This is a genomic window from Achromobacter sp. SIMBA_011, from assembly GCF_046535435.1.
In the GTDB taxonomy this organism is placed as follows: domain Bacteria; phylum Pseudomonadota; class Gammaproteobacteria; order Burkholderiales; family Burkholderiaceae_B; genus Achromobacter; species Achromobacter dolens.
Genome location: NZ_JAWRWN010000002.1, coordinates 227,769 through 248,028, shown reverse-complemented (window position 1 = coordinate 248,028; position 20,260 = coordinate 227,769). Strand labels below are relative to the sequence as shown.

At 63.2% G+C, this 20,260-nt stretch carries 11 protein-coding genes; 3 read left to right on the top strand and 8 right to left on the bottom strand.

Annotated features, from left to right (window positions below; all coding sequences use genetic code 11):
- The 6 genes from SB816_RS08365 to SB816_RS08340 all read right to left on the bottom strand — a co-directional run bounded on the left by SB816_RS08365 (position 1) and on the right by SB816_RS08340 (position 14,565).
- Complete coding sequence (locus SB816_RS08365) at positions 1-4,797, bottom strand: sacsin N-terminal ATP-binding-like domain-containing protein (RefSeq protein WP_410546786.1); 4,797 nt, start codon at positions 4,795-4,797, stop codon at positions 1-3.
- Between the two features lie 1,173 nt (positions 4,798-5,970).
- Positions 5,971-10,821, bottom strand: coding sequence for a hypothetical protein (locus tag SB816_RS08360; RefSeq protein WP_410546785.1), 4,851 nt, complete (start codon positions 10,819-10,821; stop codon positions 5,971-5,973).
- An 880-nt stretch (positions 10,822-11,701) separates the two neighbouring features.
- Positions 11,702-12,079: a hypothetical protein gene (locus SB816_RS08355; RefSeq protein WP_410546784.1), complete on the bottom strand. Its 378-nt coding sequence runs from the start codon at positions 12,077-12,079 to the stop codon at positions 11,702-11,704.
- Between the two features lie 484 nt (positions 12,080-12,563).
- Complete coding sequence (locus tag SB816_RS08350) at positions 12,564-13,217, bottom strand: hypothetical protein (protein WP_410546783.1); 654 nt, start codon at positions 13,215-13,217, stop codon at positions 12,564-12,566.
- Positions 13,218-13,677: 460 nt separating this feature from the next.
- Positions 13,678-13,968, bottom strand: coding sequence for a hypothetical protein (locus tag SB816_RS08345; RefSeq protein ID WP_054502933.1), 291 nt, complete (start codon positions 13,966-13,968; stop codon positions 13,678-13,680).
- A 117-nt stretch (positions 13,969-14,085) separates the two neighbouring features.
- Positions 14,086-14,565 carry a hypothetical protein gene (locus SB816_RS08340; protein ID WP_410546782.1) on the bottom strand — a complete coding sequence of 160 codons (480 nt, stop codon included), beginning with the start codon at positions 14,563-14,565 and terminating at the stop codon, positions 14,086-14,088.
- A gap of 255 nt (positions 14,566-14,820) precedes the next feature.
- Between SB816_RS08340 and SB816_RS08335 the strand changes: the two genes are divergently transcribed.
- The 3 genes from SB816_RS08335 to SB816_RS08325 are packed head-to-tail and all read left to right on the top strand — an operon-like array spanning position 14,821 to position 17,179.
- Complete coding sequence (locus tag SB816_RS08335; protein ID WP_410546781.1) at positions 14,821-15,837, top strand: acyl-CoA dehydrogenase; 1,017 nt, start codon at positions 14,821-14,823, stop codon at positions 15,835-15,837.
- On the top strand, positions 15,825-16,430 hold the full coding sequence (locus tag SB816_RS08330) for a class I SAM-dependent methyltransferase (RefSeq protein WP_064527185.1): 606 nt from the start codon (positions 15,825-15,827) through the stop codon (positions 16,428-16,430). Before SB816_RS08335 ends, SB816_RS08330 begins: the two co-directional genes overlap by 13 nt.
- Positions 16,427-17,179, top strand: a complete 753-nt coding sequence (locus SB816_RS08325) for a glycosyltransferase (protein ID WP_054502937.1) — start codon at positions 16,427-16,429, stop codon at positions 17,177-17,179. Before SB816_RS08330 ends, SB816_RS08325 begins: the two co-directional genes overlap by 4 nt.
- On the opposite strand, the gene SB816_RS08320 is transcribed toward SB816_RS08325, so the two are convergent.
- Positions 17,118-19,502: a catalase gene (locus tag SB816_RS08320; RefSeq protein ID WP_410546780.1), complete on the bottom strand. Its 2,385-nt coding sequence runs from the start codon at positions 19,500-19,502 to the stop codon at positions 17,118-17,120. The two genes, SB816_RS08325 and SB816_RS08320, sit on opposite strands and share 62 nt — an antisense overlap.
- Before the next feature lie 135 nt (positions 19,503-19,637).
- Positions 19,638-20,228: a hypothetical protein gene (locus SB816_RS08315; RefSeq protein ID WP_410546779.1), complete on the bottom strand. Its 591-nt coding sequence runs from the start codon at positions 20,226-20,228 to the stop codon at positions 19,638-19,640.
- Between the last annotated feature and the right edge of the window lie 32 nt (positions 20,229-20,260).

The following is a 20,260-nucleotide window of genomic DNA, read 5'->3' as shown; positions in this document are numbered from 1 at the left end:
CTACTCGTAGCTCAACGTCATCGTTGCTGGATTGAAGATCTTGCTGAAGGACTGGCGACCGTCCTCGAACTCAACGTGCAACTTGCAGAACTGCCCGCTACCCTTGACCTTGGCAATACGTGCCCGTCCGTCGCCGGGGAGGTCTACAAACATGCCCGCTTCCGGACGCTGAGGCCTTGCGGCGATAGTCTTCGCCATCGCCTTCCAACCGCTGTCGAAGCGGAACTGCGTTGTCAGGCCGAACGGGTTCTGGACGAGCGACAGCCGCCGACGGTTCTGATCGGTAGCAAACTCAACCACGCAAAGCCAGTAGCGATCCTTCGCAGCATGCGCCTTTGCCAACTCCGTGGGTGTCAGTGCGACACCTTCCTCCGTCCAGGCTCCGCCCTGCCCTTTGACTTCAATGAACTCCTCACGGCCATCCATCGCAATGGCGCTGATGTCGTAGCCGGGGTTGTTAGGCGGCATGATCTCCGCCGATCTCCACTGCGAAGCGGCCTGGTCCATGAAGAGCTTCACGGCAGCCAGTTCGACCGCACGATTTCTAGCGGCAGCGTCTGGGTCTACCGCCTCAAGTGGAGCTGCTGGCGGGACAGTCTGGTCCGGCCTCTCCGCGTAGCTCAGAAGACGCCCGCGCCCGCTTCTCCCGGATCCAGAGCCTCGCGAGCTACGACGTGCACGCGGCAATCCAACATGCAGTCCCCAACCGATACGAGCCGGCGCGAACACGCCAGGGACGGCACCGGCGCTTGCATCTCCTGGAGCTTCGGTTTGCTGCGGCCCTGCTGGCCGAAAGTCGCCGAGTGTTGGAGGCGATGCCGGCGGAACGCCAGAGGGCCTGCTCCACTCGGTCTCCCCTTGAAGACCACCTCCCATTGGCAGCGGCGCACCCGACCAGGCCGGCCAGGGAGTCGGACCACGCACAGTCGTCGCAGCCTCCTCAAGCTCCGGCGGCGGCACGAGAGTCGGAGTGGGCGACGTAGGCTGCACCTCAGCAGTCAGTGGAACGAACACAGGGAAAGTCGCTACGGTCGGGCTTGGTCCTGGCTCCACGACGTGTTCAGCCTGCGCCGCCATAGGAGCCGGCGGCGCCGATGATTCGCTCGCCCGCACGTGCACAGCTTCCTGCTCCAAGTCAGGTGCTGGCTCCGGTTCAGGTTCTGCGAGGCCAAGCGCCCGCGAAAGGGCTAGAGCCTCTTCTGGCGGAAGCGAACTTATCTGCCGCAGCTGAAGGTAGGCTTCGGCTTCTCGAACCGTCGGTGAGATGAGGAGGCGGCTGATGATGTCCACTGAAGCCGCCGGGAGGCGTAGCAGTTTTCGGACCTCAATGGCGACATGGTCCAAGCGCGATGGGGCCTCGGCATCGAGCAAGAGCTCCGTCCCGCGTCTGGCAACCGCGCCGACGGTTTCGCGAGAAGCCGTACCAAGCGTCAAATCCAATACCAGCCCCGGCACGATAAGGATCTCAAGGTCCCGCAGGGTCTCAAAGAGCTTGGCTTTTATGGCGGTGTGAAATCGCTCAATGCTCTGCCCATAGACGACTCGAACGATGCACATGAACATGCTTCGAACCTTGAGCATCAGCTGCTCGTCGCGCACGCCCTGGACGTCATCCGAGACTTCGACCTTCAGCGCCGCGGTAAGCGTACGGATACCGGCCTTGCCGAGCAACTGCGATATGGCTGGGAGCTGCTCGGGAACCACCGCTAGGAACTGCACCTCAGGGGCGTCCTGAAAAAGCGCCGCGTACTGCGGCGCGTCGTTGAAGTACAGCGTCGGCGAGCTCTCGACCAGGTCTCCTGCCTGGGTAAGGTAGATCTCTTCATCCTTGAGACGAGAAATCCACAAAGGCGGGAAGACCGGAGGGTTCGCAACGGCTAGGGTAGCGAGGGCTTGGTGCAAGCGACGGTAGATCGCCACCACCGTGGCCTGCCGATCGCTCGCGGACTCGATGGATTCGAGGTCCCCGATGGCGTCCAGCCATTTCTCAATGGCCAGCTCGGACGGGACGTTGAGAAGCTTGGTGAAGAAGTTCGAGAAGTCGACGTACTGGCCGCTTAGCGGTGGATGTCGCCTGTCCAGCAGTCGGATATTGCTGGGCCTCCAGCAGGCTTCGCTCGGAAGCACCCAGGTCGTGTCTTCGCCGCGCCCCACAGCGATCAAGCGCTCTGCTCTGAAGGCTGCTTCGATAGTGGAATGGTCAGAGCTCCACAGCCGCTCAAGTTGTCGGTAGATCGCTCGGACAGCCTCCCGGTTCGAACCGCCCTCTTCACGTATCTGACGCAGTCGCTTCAGGCAAGCCTCAGCATTGACCTTGTACGTGATGCCGCATGCGTCTAGGAACCGATCGTCCGTGAAGGTTGCATCCACAAACACCACGTTGCCGGTGAGAACCTCTCGAATGTCTGGCCTGTCATGGTAGGTTTGCTCCAATGGAGCAGAAACGCGCCGCTTGGTCGGAGCGATCGTCGCCCGCAGCGCTCGGACGACCTGAGTCTTCTGCAAGCCCCGTCCGTTCCTCGTCGCATAAGAAGTCGGGATGCCGTACACGCCCCAGTTCTTGCTCAAGCACTCAAGCGTGAGCCGCCGAACGCCCTGATTACCGGATCGAAGAAGCGCACTGAGCTCCACGCTGCAGGAAACTTCGCCAGACTGCTCACGAACGACCTTTGGCACCTGGTGTACGCCGAGGCGCGCAAAGAAGGTGCGCCAACGTTCTATGTCCTTGAGCTCAGCTTCAGCGTCTGCAGCATCGGTTGGTTTGACGACATACACGTCAGAAATCAGCAGTGCCGGGGCAATACTCTCACCAAGCAGAGTCTCGATGTCGAAGCTCGGCCTGTATGTCTTGCTGATGTATAGACCGCCTGGTCTGTCGAAGTACAGCGTGCCGCTTTCCTCTCGCTTGCTCGCGAGGTACAACCCTTCTCGAAGCTCCTGCAAGGCGTCTGTCTCCAGGCCTCGCTCACGCCATTTGGCTAGGTAAAGGTCGAGCTTGTCTCTGATGTACCTGATGTGCCCGATCAGAGACACTCTATCCGCCACCTTAAATCCGTCCACAGTGTGGTGCGGGATGACGTGCTCTTGGATCATTTCATACGGTTCATCGTGCTTGACGCCAAGGTCGCGAAGAAGCGTCAAGACATCCGGAGCCACCTCCCTGGCCCGCGCATAGAACGCCTGGTCAACGACGGTCAGCATGTGCTCGAAGCCGTAGTTCGAATCAGCGTTAAGCGGGAAGAAGACGACGCCGTCTTCCGGGTTTGCCATGCCACCACCTGACACTGGCACGCAGGGCAGCTTGAGCATGCCCGCGAGGTAGTCCTTCCGCGAGCCAGACTTGGCCAAGTATTCGTAAAAGCGAACCTTCCACTCCAGATCCTTGGCGGCCAGCCATTCACCTCTCGTTTCGAAGAGTCCAAGGACGTCCTCAACCAAAAGACTGCGACAGGATAGGCGCGCCAGTCCGCCGTCCGGAACCGCGACTTCTGGCAATGGGTAGGCACCGCCGAACAGCGCTGCGGCATCAGCGGAGGTGAACAGCTTCCTGAAGGGCCCTGGGACAAGCAAAACCTCCCCAGGCTTCCTCCACTCACCACCTTCAACGGGGATGCAATGGATGCCCTTCAATGCCCGAATCGTCTGCTCGACCACCGGCGCAAAGAAGGGGTCAACGACATCACGATCCCCAGGAAGGAATCGTAGGAAGGTCTTTGCCAGGCCTGGGTGCGTTTTGAACATCTTGACCGCTGCGACAAAGGCACGGGAAATCTCGTCTCGCAGCCGGACATTCCAGGCCAGCTCCTCGTGTATGCCCTCGCGGCTCGATATGAGGACGAAGTCGGCCTGGATGTAGAACTTGAAGCCGAACTCACGAATCGGGAGAAAGGCGTAGGTCTGGCAGCCCTCGGCCGGTTGCGCCGCACCATCCTCGTCCATCGGAAATGCGAGGACGATTTCCGTTTGCGCGACGTTCTCGCGCTTCGGCTCGACGATTTTCGACATATCAAGACCGAACCTGGTGCGCAAATACGTCGTGACTTCTGAGCTTTCGTGACCGCCCCGGGTATTAGTCGTCACCGTCAGCGTGCTTACGGAGTCAACGTCATCTCTGGTGAATCGGGAGCTTCCGCCGCTCCGTTCAATCTGCACATCACGAAGTTTTGTCAGAAACAACAGCAGGGTTGGGCTGATATCGCTCAACAGGGTAGGAGCGAATAGGTGGCCCGGTCTCGCGGGAAGAACGACGGTTGTCCCCCCTTGATTGGCATCTGCGCGGTCTGACACCCAATGAGGAACGACGTAGCCCAGCGAGTCCTCAGGGTTGGTGATGTCGAACTTGAAGTGGTACCCGTTGGAGTGGATTTCCGGACTGTCAGTGACCTTGAAGACCGACTTGAAGCCGATACCCTTTTCGCCTATGTAGCCGATCTTGTTTTTCTTCGAGCTTTCCCCTGCGCTGCACAGCGCCCGGACGTTCTTCTCCAAGAACCCAAGCTCATTGTTGAAGGCAACCAGTTCCTCTGGCGTCAGCCGAAACGCCAGCGTCGGAGCGACGCCTTCCGCGTACTCGTTGTCATCAGCGTTCTGGACCAACTCGAGGAGGAAGTGTGATTCCTTCGAATTAAGGTCCTGCGCGACGGTCTCCAGCAGGCTGCGGTACTTGCGAACAAGAGCTTCGACGACAACCTCACCGTCACCTTGCAAGTCTGCACCGATGCCGAACTCGACTCGACGAATCTTCTCGATGATCTCTCGAGGGCTCGCTGAGGTCTCCACATCCTTCGCCATGGTCATCACTTATCTGATTGTTTCTGATGCTGTGCCTGTGGCACTCCTTCCTGCAATCATGTCACTGCACGACGAACCTGCAACCGGGGCAGCCCGAGGGCCAAGGAGCGTTCAAAGGCCAGATAGGTCAGGAAGGCTCCACCTCCGAACCGCCCACCTCGGCGGGATCGCGCCGCGAATGCCAGCTTCCGGGGATGCGCTATTCTGAATATCCATCCAGTTACCGTAGTTGAGCCGGAGCCAAATATACATCTCTTGTAAAAATACAGAAAAGGAGAGCAAATGAAAGTGCAGCAGCAGCTTAAGTGGCCTTGGCTGGGCCAAGTTATGTCAGCGTAGCATTTGCACTGTCCGGCGCCCCACCGATTGACGCCTGCTTTCGGGTACCGGCCCAGCGACCTCCAGGCCGACACCGGCGTATCGGTGGCCAAGGGAGATGCCCGAGAACTACCGGTGGCCAGTGACTTCAAGTGGCAGGGACTTCCAGTTCGCTGACGGCGCATGAACGGCAGCTCCCGCTGCGAAGCAGCCTTTGGCTTTTGTCGGCCGAACTTCCGCTTCGGGTTGGAAGCGGGCCGCAACTAGAGTTCGCCTTCGGCCAGAAGGAGACCGTCGTTCTGCTCGTGCCTGGGGCGGTTAAATGACCGTTATCCTTCGGACAGCGGCCAATTCAGCGTGGTGGACGGGTGATCCCTTGCTCTCTCTCGCCCTGGGGGCAGTCCACAAGAGCCACGAGCGACCGCGGACGCAAGGCGCATTGGAGCGTAGTGTACTTCGTCAAGTTGGCGGAAGGCCGCTTGGCACAGGTGTCTCCAATATCCGAAAGTGGCCCAGTGAAGGTGCACGGATCAGGCTGGCCCCAACGCATCGCGTCACTCCCACTCGATTATCTTTCTGCATTAAATAGTGATTTAACTCAATCACTTGTTCCAATCGATCCTGTCGATACCACGCAAAATACCATGGAGAAAGAGGGGTCTCATTTTGATTCGATGGCCTGTCAAGGCCACGCTTATGCTCCGCTCCCTTACCTCCGCGCAAGTGCTGCGCAGTGCCAGAAGCGGTCTTTGGGACTAAGCCGCTAACCGGACATTCGCGCCATTCGAGCCCGCGACTAGGGCCGCACAATGTGTGTGGTCGTTATCCCGATCTCAGCGCAGTGTGATGAACGATAATCGTCTACTGCAGCAGCTCTGGAAGCCGATAGAAGAGCCGACGGATTGACGGCCAGCCGGCCGCAGTGAACACTTCCAGCGTGTCAACGAGCGCGGTTCGGCGTTGCGGATCGTCGAAGATTTCCATGTGGTCGGCGAGGTAGCGCCCGACCAGCTTCACCATGAGGTCGGCCGCCAAGCTCTCGAATTGGTAGCCGGTTTGCTGTCCGCCCTTGAGAACAGCGAAGGCGATGAGATCGAACACGCCGGCGGGATCGGCTTCGACCAGGTGCTCCAACAACTGGATCAGATAGTAGACCGTGTGCGGCCCGCCGTGCTCGCCGAGCTGGCGCAGGATGGGCGCCGTCTCGTGAAGGAAAACAGCGGAGCCTTCCACTGTCATCGGTGGAAGGTTCCGGCCCCCATGTTGGAACGCGCCCGAGCTGAAGTAGAGCTGCTGGCAGACGGTATCGATGATCTGCATTGCGCTCCGGGCGCGCGCAATCTCCGCCTCTGTGGGAGCTGAGAGCGTGGCATAGTGGGTCAGAACGCCGCCCGCCTGAGAAACCGCGTGGATGGTCAACTCGATGGCCGTCGCTCGATCTCGAGCCGGGTCTGGATCCTCCGGGCCCCGCAAGCCGGCCGTGTAGGCCGCCCGCATCCACTGGATCGCATCGCGGACCTCTTCGACGTTGTCGACCGTCCGTGCAAACCAGCCTCGGACATGCTCCTCGGCGTCCGTGAAGCCGAACCGCAGCCAAAACTGCAGTGTCATCTGAACCAAATGTCCGCGGATCGTCGCGTTGCGCTGGTCGCTTGCCGGGCACCGCTCAATCAAAATCATGATGAGGTCGGCAACTGGTCGCGCTGCGTCATACCATTGGATGTTGCTCAAGCAGTTGCAGACGTAGCTATCCAGAACGCTCCGATTTTCCTCGACCTTGACCAGACGGGTCGCTCGCGCCCAGAATCCCGCGCGATCCATCTCCCAGATACGGATCAAATGAAGGGCGGCGTTCAAGCGAACGGCGGGATGGGGATCGGCCAAGACGCGGTCGATCAACGGCTCCAGCGCTGGGTAAACCTCAGGCCGTTTCAGGCAAAGGTCGAGCGCCGCTTCCGCCGCCTCAAGCCTCGCCGACGGCGAACCCCAACTCGGGAACTCCTCGAACTTGGCCTCGGTATCGTCCTCGGCCTCCGGATTTTTGAGGTGGCTGGCATACTCGATCCAGCTCAGGAGTTGGTCGATCAACTCCGCCGACGTGTCAGCCGGCACGTGGCTGGAGTTGACCACCTTATGAACGCCTTCCGCGAACGTGCCCTCCGCTCGGTCCACTAGGGAGTCGTCCGGGATGGCGCCGCTGTCCAAGCGGGCCTTGAGCGCCGTCAGCGCTGCGAGTGCTTCGGTCACGGACTCGACGGGACCTTTGCGGTCGCCTTCCAAGCCCAGTGCGCGGCGAGCCCGGTCAAGCTCTGCGCCGGTCTCGCGTACGATTGGGTTCGCCTTGTTCTCCTGGCTGAGCCAGTAGAAATCGTCGTCGGCCTTGCCCCAGCTCACCTCGACGTTGTAGAGCCGGTTGTTGGTAATCTCGGTCTCAGGAGCCGCGGCCAGGATGTCGCGGGCTGCTTGAGTCGCCAGGCGCTCAGCGCCGATGGTGGCGAAGAGACGCCGGAGAAACTCCTCTTTCGCGGCCTTCGGGTGGAGAAAATCGTCGAAGGGGTGATCGATGAGTTCGCCTTCAAGCGCTTCGCGCGCTTCGACCGATTGCCCATCATATTGAGCCGCCAAGAGGTCGATGGAGTCCTTGCGCGTGTCGGGTGTGATCAAGAACTCGGGTCGCGCTGCATACGGAAGTAGCAGTTCAGCCAGGGCGCCGCCCCTGGCCGCAGCCGCCATGAAGAGTCGCGACCACATGACGGCGAGACTGCCTTCGCGCACAGCATGTTCGACCGACGCCAAAATCACCGCCTCGTCGCCGGTCTCGAGCCAGGTCTCGAATTGCGACAACAGGGCGTCGGCGTCGTGGGCGTGTTGAGGGTGGACCTCATGGGCCCAGATGTAACTGAGGTCCTGCTGGAGATGCACCACATCACCAGCGACAGTGACTTGGAGCGGGTTCACCCCTTCTGAACGGGAATGTTCGCGCGCAACGTAACCAGCGAGCGCTACCAGCAAAGCTTGGGTCGCCGCGACCGGCGATGCGTCTAGGAACCGAGGGAAGTATTCCTTAAGTGACCACCGCGATGACTCGAAGTCCTGCCGGGCGTTGGAGGTCAGGTTGAGAATTCGACCACTGACCATGGAGGTTTTACGGTCGTCGCTCACCTGGCGCGCGAAGGCGCTCTCGTAGATTTCCGCCGCGAATGCCGGTGAGGCCTTGGCGATGGCGTCGATCTTCCACGCTAGCGCGGGCAGTTCCTGGGGCGCAAATCTGTCGAAGCGATCATCGGTCAGCGCCGCACGCAGCAAGGCCACGGATGCGTCCACGTCTGTCGCGATGGTATCAGCCACGAAGCCGATCGCGGGGGTGGCCAAGCTTTGCGTGTCGTCCAAGGTGTAGCCGTGGGCTAGGAGCGCCCTGACCGCCGATCCCATATCGGCGCGCAAGGCCGGATCTTGAACGCGCTCGGTCAGCATGTACGCCGTCATTCGCAGCACGCCGGCGTTTGACCCTGGCCTCCTTGACAGCTGAAGCTGGAGATGAACCCACGGCGCCAGGGGAATCCCGGGTTCATCCTCAAGCCGAACCGCCATGGCGCCGGCGACGTGGGGAAGGGCGGCGACGGCGGGGGGCACCTCCGCGCCGATCGCTTTTGCGAAGGCATCGATGTCGTCGGTGGTCGTTGGCAGTTCGGCCGCCATTCGAGCGGCGATGCTGCGGATCACCGGATCGCAGTCCGCGCGGCCCAAGAGGTTGCCGACCGCGGTCCAGAACCGATTGTGATCGGCGTCTTCAGCCCAGAGTGACTGAACCAGAAAGCCCATGGCCGGGGCGAGGACGAGACCAAGCCCTTCCGCCTTGGGGAAGGCCGCGCTGCCGTCAACGATGCCATCGGGGTCGAGGAACACGCGACTGGCGACGTAGTCAAACAGAAGATGGTGCCGGAATTGGACGGATCGCTCGCCGTTGGTGACGACCAGCACGCCCTCGCCGGTCAAGGTGTCCAGGATGGCGGGGTTGGCGGCGGCCACCTTAACCCGCTGAGCCCGCAAGGCGCGGTTGGCGACCATGTCTTCGACGACCGAACGCAGGCAAACCTCGGCTGCGACCCCGTGGTCCCGCACGCGGCGGTCCCAATAGAGGTTCAGCAGCGCGATCTGGGAGTCGATGGCCCAGAAGTCCTGGCTGACGGCGCCGGTCGCGACCAGATCGGCGAGAAGGCGGGTGTTGAACGGCACCATGGCCAGCTCCCGCAGCTTGGCGGTGCTGTTCTGGAGCATGTCCGCCAGCCGCGGTGCTCTGGCGAGCAATTCCGCGAATTCGCTCTCCGACCAGGGCGGCACCTGAACGTGCCGCACGTTGGCGAACCCGTCACCTTGGAGGGCTCTGTCAGGGGGGTTTCCCCTGAAGAGGCTTCGGAAATTCTGTCCCAGCCGCAGATCGAATGTCCGAATGGAGGCGATCACGGTCCATCGCCCGCCCAGTTCCACGACGGACTCGACGAGCCGTTTGAACGCCGCCTCGCCCGATCCGCCGCGACTCGCGTCCAGCGCGTCGATCAAGAGGAAGGCGGGTTCCGGCCCGTCCCACGCACCCAGCACCGCCGGCAGATCATGGTCCAGACCGAGGGCGCGAGACAGGCCTTCCAGCGACTCGACCGAGAACCGGTCGACCGCCATCTGGACTACGTCGTTGCCCTTCGCACGAAGGGCACGCCCGAGGGCGTTGATCACCGCGCTTTTGCCAGCGCCGGGCTCGCCGATCAGCAGCAGGTCGCCGCTGAGTGCCGCCGCATTGATCGCAGCCTGGCAGTGGCGAGCAATGCCGACGGGCATACCCGTCTCGGCTTCAACGACCTCCAAACCGGCTAAGGTCTGTTCGGTTTGCAGCGAGTAGGCCGTAAGCGCTGCGATATCTTTGCGATAGTCGGGCCGAGCCGCGAGCTGGGCGCCGCGGGCCATCAAGTCGGTGCGGAGTGCGTGAAGGGTTCGGCCGCCGCGCGCAGCCATCAGGTCTCCTGCGACCCGCTCCAGCAAGTTGATAACCGCCGGGGCGTCTGCCGGCACCTTCAGGACTGACCCCAAGGCGGCGGCCCAAGCGGTTCGGTCGGAACCTTCAGGGTCGATCGTATAGACGTAGGTGAGGCGCGAAATCGAAAGCAGGACATCTTCAGTCAGCGGTTCGCCCGGCGCGGCGATGGCCCAGGCGAGGCGGACGCAGGTGTCGAACTGCGCGACCGCCTTGGTCTCGCCAGCCGTGAGCACCGGTGCGCCGGGCTGCCGTCGGGCCTCCAGGCCCTTCGCCAAGTTGACGCGGGTGGTCGCCGGCGAGCCGGGTCCGACAGCGATCAGCAATCGGTCCTTGGACGGGTCGAGCGGCCGGTTCCATCCGAGGTCGCCTGTACCGTCATGGCAGAGCCGGAACTGACGCACGATCTGATCGACCGTCTTTCCGAACTCGCTTTCGAGGATCTCGGACAGAGAGAGGGTGTTCTTGGCTTGGCCACAAATGATACCGCCGTCGCTCGTCGCGGCGAAGGTGTCGTCCAGCGGCGCCTCGGTTTCCATGCGAATGCTGGTGACGATGGCGCTGCCGAGTTGAAGGCGCGGGTCGATCGGCGTCTCAGTCAGCATCCAGAGCCCGAACAGCCCACCAAGGCTCTGCTGGAAGTTCACGCCGGACGCAGTCGCATTGCCGCCGCCAGTCGCAAGCATTCGCGGCGCTTTCACCTTGGGCGTGGAGGGTCTGGTTTTCGACATTGGCGATGAATGTAGGGAGAGATCGTCGGTAACGGAACAGCCAAGGTCCACAAGCCCGCGCTTTCTACCGTTCGCCAACGGCACCCCGTCTTTGTCGAACTCAGTCTTTCCTTACGGAAGCGAAGATTCAGGTTAGAGCGGCGTTCGACTCCCCTAGGGAGTGACACCCCGCCCGACAACGGACGTTCCCAACTAGCGAGATGAGTCAGGTCTGCACGCCTTTCACCGGCCACACGCGACATCGCGGATTACTGAGGACGCTTATAACATTGTCTCATGTTCGACATTCGGACTGAGATCGCAATTTCCGCGTTCATACGCCGGGAAGGACCTGAGCCGTTTTTTTTACCGGAACAGGGATTTGAGCATACCGATCACTGGCCGTTTCGGATTACGTTCTGGTCCCGATGCGGGGCACGGACGAGCCTTAAGAATTGCATCGACATAGGATTGTTCAGCTTCCTCCGCGCCTTGACGGGCGACGGCAATCAGCTCGAAGTTTGCGGTCTCCGCCCTCGCGGCACTTGCCTTATCAAGTACGAAGCCATGTGTCCGCGTCAACCAGCTATAGTCGCTCTTTCATTTATGTCGTGAGCGCTCCTCCCACTGCGTCATTACCTCGTCTGTGGCGTGTTCGACCTGAGCCAGGGTCCAGCCGGTAATCGCCATGAGGTGCCGGATTTCTCTAATTTAGATCGGTACTAAAAACTGGGTTAGGGTCACAGGCTGTTGCATCTTTTTGAAGCACGAAGTCTCGCCTACGCCCCCCGGCTTTGGACCTGACTAAGCTCCGCAGGTTCGGCACGACATTTGCATCCAGATAGTCCTGCATCCGCTAGCTCAGAAGATGGTCGTTGGGAAAATCAATGCCGACCTGGCCCGCCCACTTCCGTAGGACGCCCAGAAACACCATGGATACGCGCTGGCCGTCATCCATGTACTGCAGCAAGAAAGCTTTCAGCCTTCCTCGGCCTTCATCGGAATGCAGATCCAAACCGCCTGGTACGTCATGTAGCCGATGCGTGATGACGTTGCGGCATTGAAGGAAACGATCCAACTGGTCGCCGAAGGTGGGGGGAAGATCCACCCGCTGCCGCAACGCTTTGAGCAGTTGACCCAAGGTTGCTTTCGAATGACGCTCTAGCAAAGCTTGAAGCTGTTCGACTGTCCGCAACGGCTCGCCATTCAATGGAAACGTCAGGCAGATACTCATCAGGTGTTCGATGCCCTGCCCCGCAATTACCGCTAAGCCCAACGTCTACAGCACATCATCCTGTACAGGCTTATAGCCTGATTGCGCTTCGTCTTTCAAAACATCTCCTCGTCCAGAGCAACTCGAGCCGAATGACTACGCCGCTGCGCAGGAAGCCAACGCCTGGTCTCGGCCGCAAGCGTCGTTTCAGCCAATCATCGCAATCCCGGCACGCGACTTCTGCGGCCGCTTGGCCGAATATGGACCCGCCATAGCTGGAGGCCACGTGCTTGAAGCCCTCCAAGTACGTGGCCACGAGCAGCGGGTTTGCGGCGTTCACCTGGGTTGCTTCAAGCCCGTCAGGTTGAACATCTTGCTGGCCGAAATCAGCGTGACTGAATTCATCAGCGCTTCTTCGGAGACGCTCGGACAGAGCGTATAGGTCGCGCCTTCGTGAAGCAATTCCCCATCTTTCGCGATTGTGGATTCAGACGGTCAGTTAGATTCATTGCGACAATCGTGCCGCTGCATCTTGATATTTTTTTACGGAGACACCGGTTGCCTCGCCGATCAACGTTGTATAGGCCTGCGCCGCCGGTGTTCCTAAGAGCAATTCTGGTAACGCATCCACTTCAACGTCTAGCGTGCGCGTTGCCCACGTTGCCATTGCCTCAGGGTACTTCTCTCCATACATCAAGCGCTCGTTAAGCACTTTCCGCGCGACACGCTGCAAGTCGGCGAATGCCCTCCGCGCCTCAACAAGGCTCTCTTTGTCCTTCGACGAAGCGACACTATCCCAATTGAATCGCCCTGCAACTTCCGACGGAATGTTGAGGAGACCCTGTTGATAGCTTTTATGATTTTTCAGCACTGTTGCGTGGGGCAATAATCCAAGCATGTACTTTTCGAGGATCTCCGAGGAATGACTGTGGGCTGCAGCCGCTGCCTCGGCATAGAGTCGCGCTACCTGCACCTTTTTGGCAGAGTTTGTTGAATCCACTGCGGCCCAGAACGCAAGAGCCACGAGGACTGCCTGCCCGACGTGGTGCAACCAAACTGCATGTTTGATGAATGGGCTATTCGGTGACGTTTTCTGCTCTTTGTACAAGGAGAGCCCGACGACGAGAATTGAAGCCACAGCGACGATGTAGGGAAGCATTTTGATGAAGTCTAGTGAGTTATAGAGCTGGGAACTTATGTGTTTGAGGGGGCGATAGTGGCCTGTATAGCCCTACGAATTCTCTGACTATTTGTATTAGCTTTTCCTGTAGTGGCCGTACAACGCGCTTTCGCATCACAGGCGCCACAAAAGGCGAACTTTGACATAAATCTCATCTACCCGAAGATTTGGCTTCCCAGAAAAGGCGAACTTTTAGCTCTCAACAAATCGCCGCGCCTCCTGCGATCGAAAAGGCGAACTTTATTCCTGCTGCTCAATCCCTGAGGGGCGGGAGTAACGTTCGCGGCCTGATCCTTCGCTCAAGCCCGCAAAAAAGCGAAACCCGCCAGCAAAGCGGCGGGTTCATTGGATAGGCGCACCATGGTCATCTCTTCCTTGTCCTCGGGGCGGACAAGACGCGCGGCCATCACACGCCGGGCGATTCAGCCAGCGTGGGCATTCAGGCGGTCAGGAAGCGCACGACTTCGGCCCAATCGTTGGTCGACAGGGCGACGTCGTCGAAGTCGCCCTCTTCCTCGTCGTAGCGCGAAACACAGAAGCGCTGGCTCCGGCCGGATTCGCGGTCGGCGTAGTTGGCGTAGTCGACATACACTTTCAGGCCGCGTTCCCGGTTCTCGAATGACGGCGCGGCATCGATGTAGCTCGACGCATCGACGTACCCTTCGGGCAGCGGCGGCAAGGTTGTAATGTCGAAGTCGGGAAATTCGCGGCGCAGTCGGTCAAGGTTCATAAGGCAGGCATATTGAGGCTAGAGACCTGACATTTTACGTTGCTCCGCGTTAGCGGCCACGATGCCTCCCGAAACAGCGGTTCAAGGAACGCCGCGGCGGGATCGCCGCGTACGCCGTTACGCCAGTAGCGCCGCCATGGCGCGCCCCGCGATCATGTCTTCGAACAGGGCCGCGATGCTCGGGGCGACTTCGCGCGTGTCCTCGAATTCCGGCTCGATGCCGTGCACGATGCGGCCCGAGTCGCGTTCTATCGCCAGGAATTCGTAGTCGCCGGCAACGCTCATGTAGATCGGCGTGTGCTGGCTCCAGAAGTCCAGGACCGCCTGCCGGCCGCCATCGTCCAGCGCCGCCTCCAGGCTGATATCGCGCAGGGCGTGCCAAGGAAAAGCGCTGTCCGCCGTGCAGTCATGGTCGGCCGCGCTCAGGAACCAGCGTGTCTGGGTCGCGTTGTGCAATTCGATGAAGGTCGCCAGGAATGCGCCATAACCGTGCGCGTCGCCCGGCGCGGCCGCGGGCGTCGGGCTGGGCGTCGTCCGCCGCACCGTCCAGCCGAGAGCGGCAAGATGATCCAGGAAGCGTTGTGGCAGCGATGTCATGTCGGTTTCCTCGATCGGTTATCCAAGGCGCGTCTGCTGGCCCCGTGTCACGCCATCGGTCAGTTATGGCGAACATTATTGCTGCCACGCAATCCCTGGGCAAGGAGATAAAGTTTGGCCACGGCGATGAAAGACGCGCCAGGCCCCCAGTCACCTCGCGTGCGGTGCGGCGCGCCGCGCCGGCGCCCCGGGCATGCCATTTGCTGAACAAGCAATCCCGTCCTCGCGAACCGCCCCATGTCCCGCAGTGCACCCTTGCCCTCGTTCAGCCTCGATCGCCTGCACGCCGTGCTGGCCGAATCCAACGCCGCGCACGGCTCCGAAGCCATCATGCGCAGATTGGTGGATGCGGGCTGTGACGGCCTGCCCTTGCCCGGCAGCGGGGAGACGCTGACGCGCTGGCGGGCGCTGGCCGCCGTGGCCGCGGTTGACCTGTCCCTGGCCAAGCGCTTCGAGGGCCACACCGATGCGCTGGCGATCCTGGCGGAGCTCGCCGCCCCCGCGCCTGCGCCGCCAGGGAGCATCTGGGGCGTGTGGTGCGCGGAATCCGCGCGGCAGCGGCTGGTATTGACCCCGGACGCCGCCGGGCGGGTGGTGCTCAATGGCATCAAGACCTGGTGTTCCGGCGCGGCCGGCGCGAGCCACGCCGTGGTCAGTGGGTGGACTCCCGCCGGCGCGCCGTGGCTGGCGACGGTCGCCTTGGCGCAGCCCGGCGTCACCCGACTGCCGGACACCTGGCTTGCGCCGGCGATGCGCGATAGCGCGACGCTCGATGTTTCCTTCCAGGATGCGCTAGGAACCGCGCTCGGCGCGCCGGGCGCGTACGTGAACCGGCCGGGTTTCCTGCATGGCGGCGCGGGCGTCGCCGCCTGCTGGTACGGGGGCCTGACCCGCATCTTCCAGCACCTGCGAGCCGGCGCCTCGGACGGCCGGGCCGATCCCTTCCGCCTGGCGCATCTCGGCGCCGCCGATGTGGCGCTGTCCCAGGCGCGCGGGGCCCTGCATGCGGCGGCCGCCGCCATCGACGCGAATCCGCGCGACGGCTGCGCGCTGGCCACGGCGCGCGCCCGGCTTGCGGTCGAGACGGCGGCCGAGGATATCGTGGGCCGCGCAGCCCGCGCGCTCGGCGCCGGCCCGCTATGCAAGGATCCGGCGCTGGCGCAGGTGATGGCCGATCTGCCGCTCTACATTCGCCAGAGCCACGCGGAACGCGACCAGGCCTCCCACGGCGCCCAGGTGCTTGCCGCGCAGGAGTCGACGTGGACGCTCTAGCCCGCCATTTCGAAACGCTGTATCGCTCCTTCGACGACCCCTGGAACGTGCGCGTCGCCTGGTACGAGCGCCGCAAGCGCGCACTGCTGCTGGCCAGCCTGGGACGGCCCCGCTACGAGCATGCCTTGGAAGTCGGCTGCGGCAACGGCGACATGACACTGGCGCTGGCCGGGCGCTGCCGGCGGGTCACGGCCGTCGACGTGGCCAAGACCGCCGTACGCCGCTGCCGCGAGCATATGCTGGCGAATCATGCCGACGGCGTGCAGGTGGTCGCCCTGCGCCTGCCCGGGGCGTGGCCGCGCATCCCGCCCGGCGGCTTCGATCTGATGGTGATCTCGGAGATGGCCTACTACCTGGAGGACGCCGCGCTGGCTCGCTTTCTGGCCCGCACCCGGGCCAGCCTGCGGCCGGGCGCGGAACTGATTGCCTGCCACTGGCGCGGCGGGTTCGACGACCGGCGGCAGCAGACGGACGCCCTGCATGCCAGCCTGGGCGCGCTGCCCGGCGCCAGGCCGCTGTTCACGCACCAGGAACCCGAGTTCCAGCTCGATGCCTGGAGCATGGATATCGCCCGCAAGGAAGACGGCCGATGATCGGCGTCTGCATCCCCGCCCACGACGAGGAACACCACATCGCGGCGTGCCTGCGTGCGGTCACGCGGGCGGCGCGCCACCCTCTGCTGCTGGCCGAGCCGGTCCGGATCGTGGTGGTGCTGGACCATTGCCGCGATGCCACGGCGCGGCTCGCCGCCGCCTGGCCGGTCCACTGCCTCGCGATCCAGGCCCGCAATGTCGGCGCCGCCCGCGCGGCCGGCTCGCAACTACTGCTGGACGCGGGCGCGCGCTGGTTGTCGCACACCGATGCCGACACCGTCGTGTCGCCCCGCTGGCTGGTGGACCAACTGTCCCTGGGCGCCGAGGTGGTGTGCGGCACGGTAGGCGTGGCCGGCTGGGCGGCGCACGGCGTGCACGCCGAGGCCGCCAGAAGCGACTTTGCCGCCCATTACCAGGACCGCGATGGGCATCGCCACGTACATGGCGCCAACCTGGGCATCGCGGCGCAGGCCTATCGCCGCATCGGCGGCTTTGCGCCGCTGGCCTGCAGCGAGGACCAGACGCTGGTGGACAGGATGGCGCAGGCGGGCTGCTCCATCGCGTGGACCGCGCTGCCGCGCGTCACCACCAGCGCCCGCCCCTACTCGCGCGTGGAAGGCGGCTTTGCCACGGCCTTGCGCGCGGGGGCCAGGGGGGCCGGGGCGGCCCCGCCTCCGGCCGCCCCGGTCAGACGCGCGGAGGACTGGTCTCGCGCTCCGGATGGCGGTGCCGCGCCAGGGATTCGATGAATGCCGCGACGGCGGACTCCGGCGCGTCGCCGATGACGAGGCCTGCGTCCCCAGCCGCCAGGTCCAGGCCCGCCGTCTCCAGCAAGCCGCCGCCCTCGCCCAGCGCCAGCAGCGTCTTGCCGTGGCGGTAGCTGTCGCGGATGAATTCCAGCGCCCGCCCGTCCTGGCGCCAACGCGCCAGCGCATCCCCACCCGTCGGCACCACGGCGCCGTCGAACAGGACTGACGGCTGGTTGTCCAGCGAGGCATCCGCGTCCAGCCGGGCGCCATCGGCCGTCTCAACGGGGCCGATACGCTGCCCCACCAGGCGCACCACCACGCCGGCCTGTATCAGGGCCTGCGCCACCGCCGACACGGCGGCGCCGTCCACCCCTTGCGCCACCAGGATGGCGACCTTGCGCGTGACAACGCCGGCCTGGCCCGGACGCGCCGTCAGCGACAGGGAGGGTGACTGCGCCACTTCCGGGGGCGGGGCCTGGCGCAGGGCGCGGGGCATGGGGTCGGGCAGCGCCATGCCCAGCTTGTCGGCCACGATCCGCGCCAGTTCATCCGAGACGTTGCGCAGCGAGGCGACCATGCGTTGGCGGATGGCGGCAACCGTGACCTTGCTCAGCTCGAAGGCGAAGGCATCGGCCAGATGGCGCCGCTCCCAGTCCGCCTGGCTGTCGTAGAACAGGGTCGCCTGGTTGTAGTGTTCCGCGAAGCGCTCGGGGTGGCCGCGCAACTCGTCGCCCGCCACCGGCTCGGGGAAGGACACGTAGCCCTCCATGCCGGCCTGGAACGGACAGCCGCCGCCCAGCGAATTGGGTTCGTAGGCTACCCGGCCGCGATGCACCGCCTGCCGATGCATGCCGTCGCGCTGGTTGTTGTAGACCGGCGCCAGCGGCGCATTGATCGGGATCTCGTGGAAGTTGGGTCCGCCCAGCCGCGAGATCTGCGTATCCACATAGGAGTGGATGCGTCCGGCCAGCAACGGGTCGTTGGTGAAATCGATGCCCGGCACCACGTGCGCCGCGCAGAACGCCACCTGCTCGGTCTCGGCGAAGAAGTTGTCCGGATTGCGGTCCAGCACCATGCGGCCGATGGGGCGCACGGGCACCAGCTCCTCGGGCACGATCTTGGTGGCATCCAGCACATCGAAGCTGAAGCGCTCGGCCTCTTCCTCGGTGAAGACCTGCACGCCCAGCTCCCACGCGGGGCCGTGGCCGGCGTCGATGGCCTCCCACAGGTCGCGGCGGTGGAAATCGGGGTCCGCGCCCGACACTTTCACGGCTTCGTCCCAGACCTGCGAATGCGTGCCCGCCACCGGATTCCAATGGAATTTCACCAGCTTGGCGTCGCCCTGGTCGTTGACGAAGCGGAAAGTGTGCACGCCAAACCCCTGCATCATGCGATAGCTGCGCGGAATCGCCCGGTCCGACATCAGCCACATCAGCATATGGGTCGACTCCGGCATCAGCGACACGAAGTCCCAGAACGTATCGTGCGCCGATGCCGCCTGCGGCATGCCGTGATGCGGCTCGGGCTTGACCGCGTGCACCAGGTCCGGGAACTTCATGGCATCCTGGATGAAGAAGACGGGCATGTTGTTGCCGACCAGATCCCAGTTGCCTTCGTCGGTGTAGAACTTGACCGCGAAGCCGCGCACGTCGCGCGCCGTGTCCTTCGATCCGCGCTCGCCGGCCACGGTGGAAAAGCGCACGAACACGGGCGTGCGCTTGCCCTTCGTCGCGAACAGCGAGGCCCGCGTCAGGCCGGCCAGCGATTCGTAGCATTCGAAGTAGCCGTGCGCCGCGGATCCCCGCGCATGCACGATGCGTTCCGGAATGCGTTCATGATCGAAGTGGGTAATTTTTTCACGCAGGATGAAATCCTTGAGCAGCGCGGGGCCGCGCAGGCCCGCTTTCAGCGAATGCTGGTTGTCGCTCACGGCGACGCCCTGGTTCGTCGTCAGCGCCTGTCCCTGCGCATCCACGCGCACCCGCGCAAGACCGCCGTCGACCGCGTTGGCGCCGGCCTCGGGCGGCTCGCCCGTCTTGTCGGTGTACTGGCTCTCGGACAACGAGCTGGCGCTCGCCGACGCATCGGCCGTCGCCACGGCGACGCCGCGGTACGGGCAGCGGGCGCCCGCGTCCCCGTATTCTTTCTCTTTGTCGGGATGATGGGGCAGCGCCCGGGCAGTCGCCGCCACCGCAGCCGCCCGCTGCATCGCCGCGGAGCCGACGCCCTCCGCGGGCGCTTCGGCGGGGCCGCTGTCCGTATTGTTGAAAGCCGTGTCGACGGCTCCCGGCTTCCTGGCCTTGCTTGCTTTCCTGGCTGGCATGGATATCTCCCTGTACGTGTCGATGGCATCGGTGTGAGCCGACGATGATCCGATCGGGAGATTCAGCAAGCGCCATGCCTGCTCCGGGGGCCGCTAGCCTCTCGGCCCCGCCCTGTCCCACTGCGGCGCGCTATCTCATTCGGCCGCGGGCAATCCATACCTGGCCCGCGCTTCACGCTGGTACTTTTCCCGGATCGCGGCCAGGCGCTCCAGTTCGGCGGGATCATTGACCGTGGCCGTCATCCGTACCCACTTGCCGCTTTCCTGTGAGTATTGATAGGTGTTCAAGCCGTATTCCTTCAGGATGGCCTGTGGATCCTTGCCCGCCTGCACGCCCGCGCTCATGTCCGCCTGCAGGCGCGCGTAATCGTCATAGGTGGCCAGCTTGCCCTCCACCCTGGGTTGTTCGCCGGCGTTGGCGAAACGTCCCACGGCCGGGTTGGCAAACACTTCGCCGTAACGCATGAATGTGGGCGAGCCCGGATCGCGCCGCTTCAGCTCCTCGATGAAGGCGGCGTCGGCCTGTTTCCACTGACCTTCGTTCACCTTCAGTATCTTCAGCACGCCGTCCAGGGGCTGATTGTTGGCCAGGCGGGCATTGCCCGCGGCCCATTCCTCGAAGGTGATGCCGTTGACGGGCGCGGGAAGCCCCTCCTGGGCCTGCGCGTGCATCGCCAGCAACAGCAAGGCCGCGGCGACGGCGTGACGGATCGGGTGTGCGTGCATGGCGGGAGAACCTCATGGGGAAGCGGGCGAAC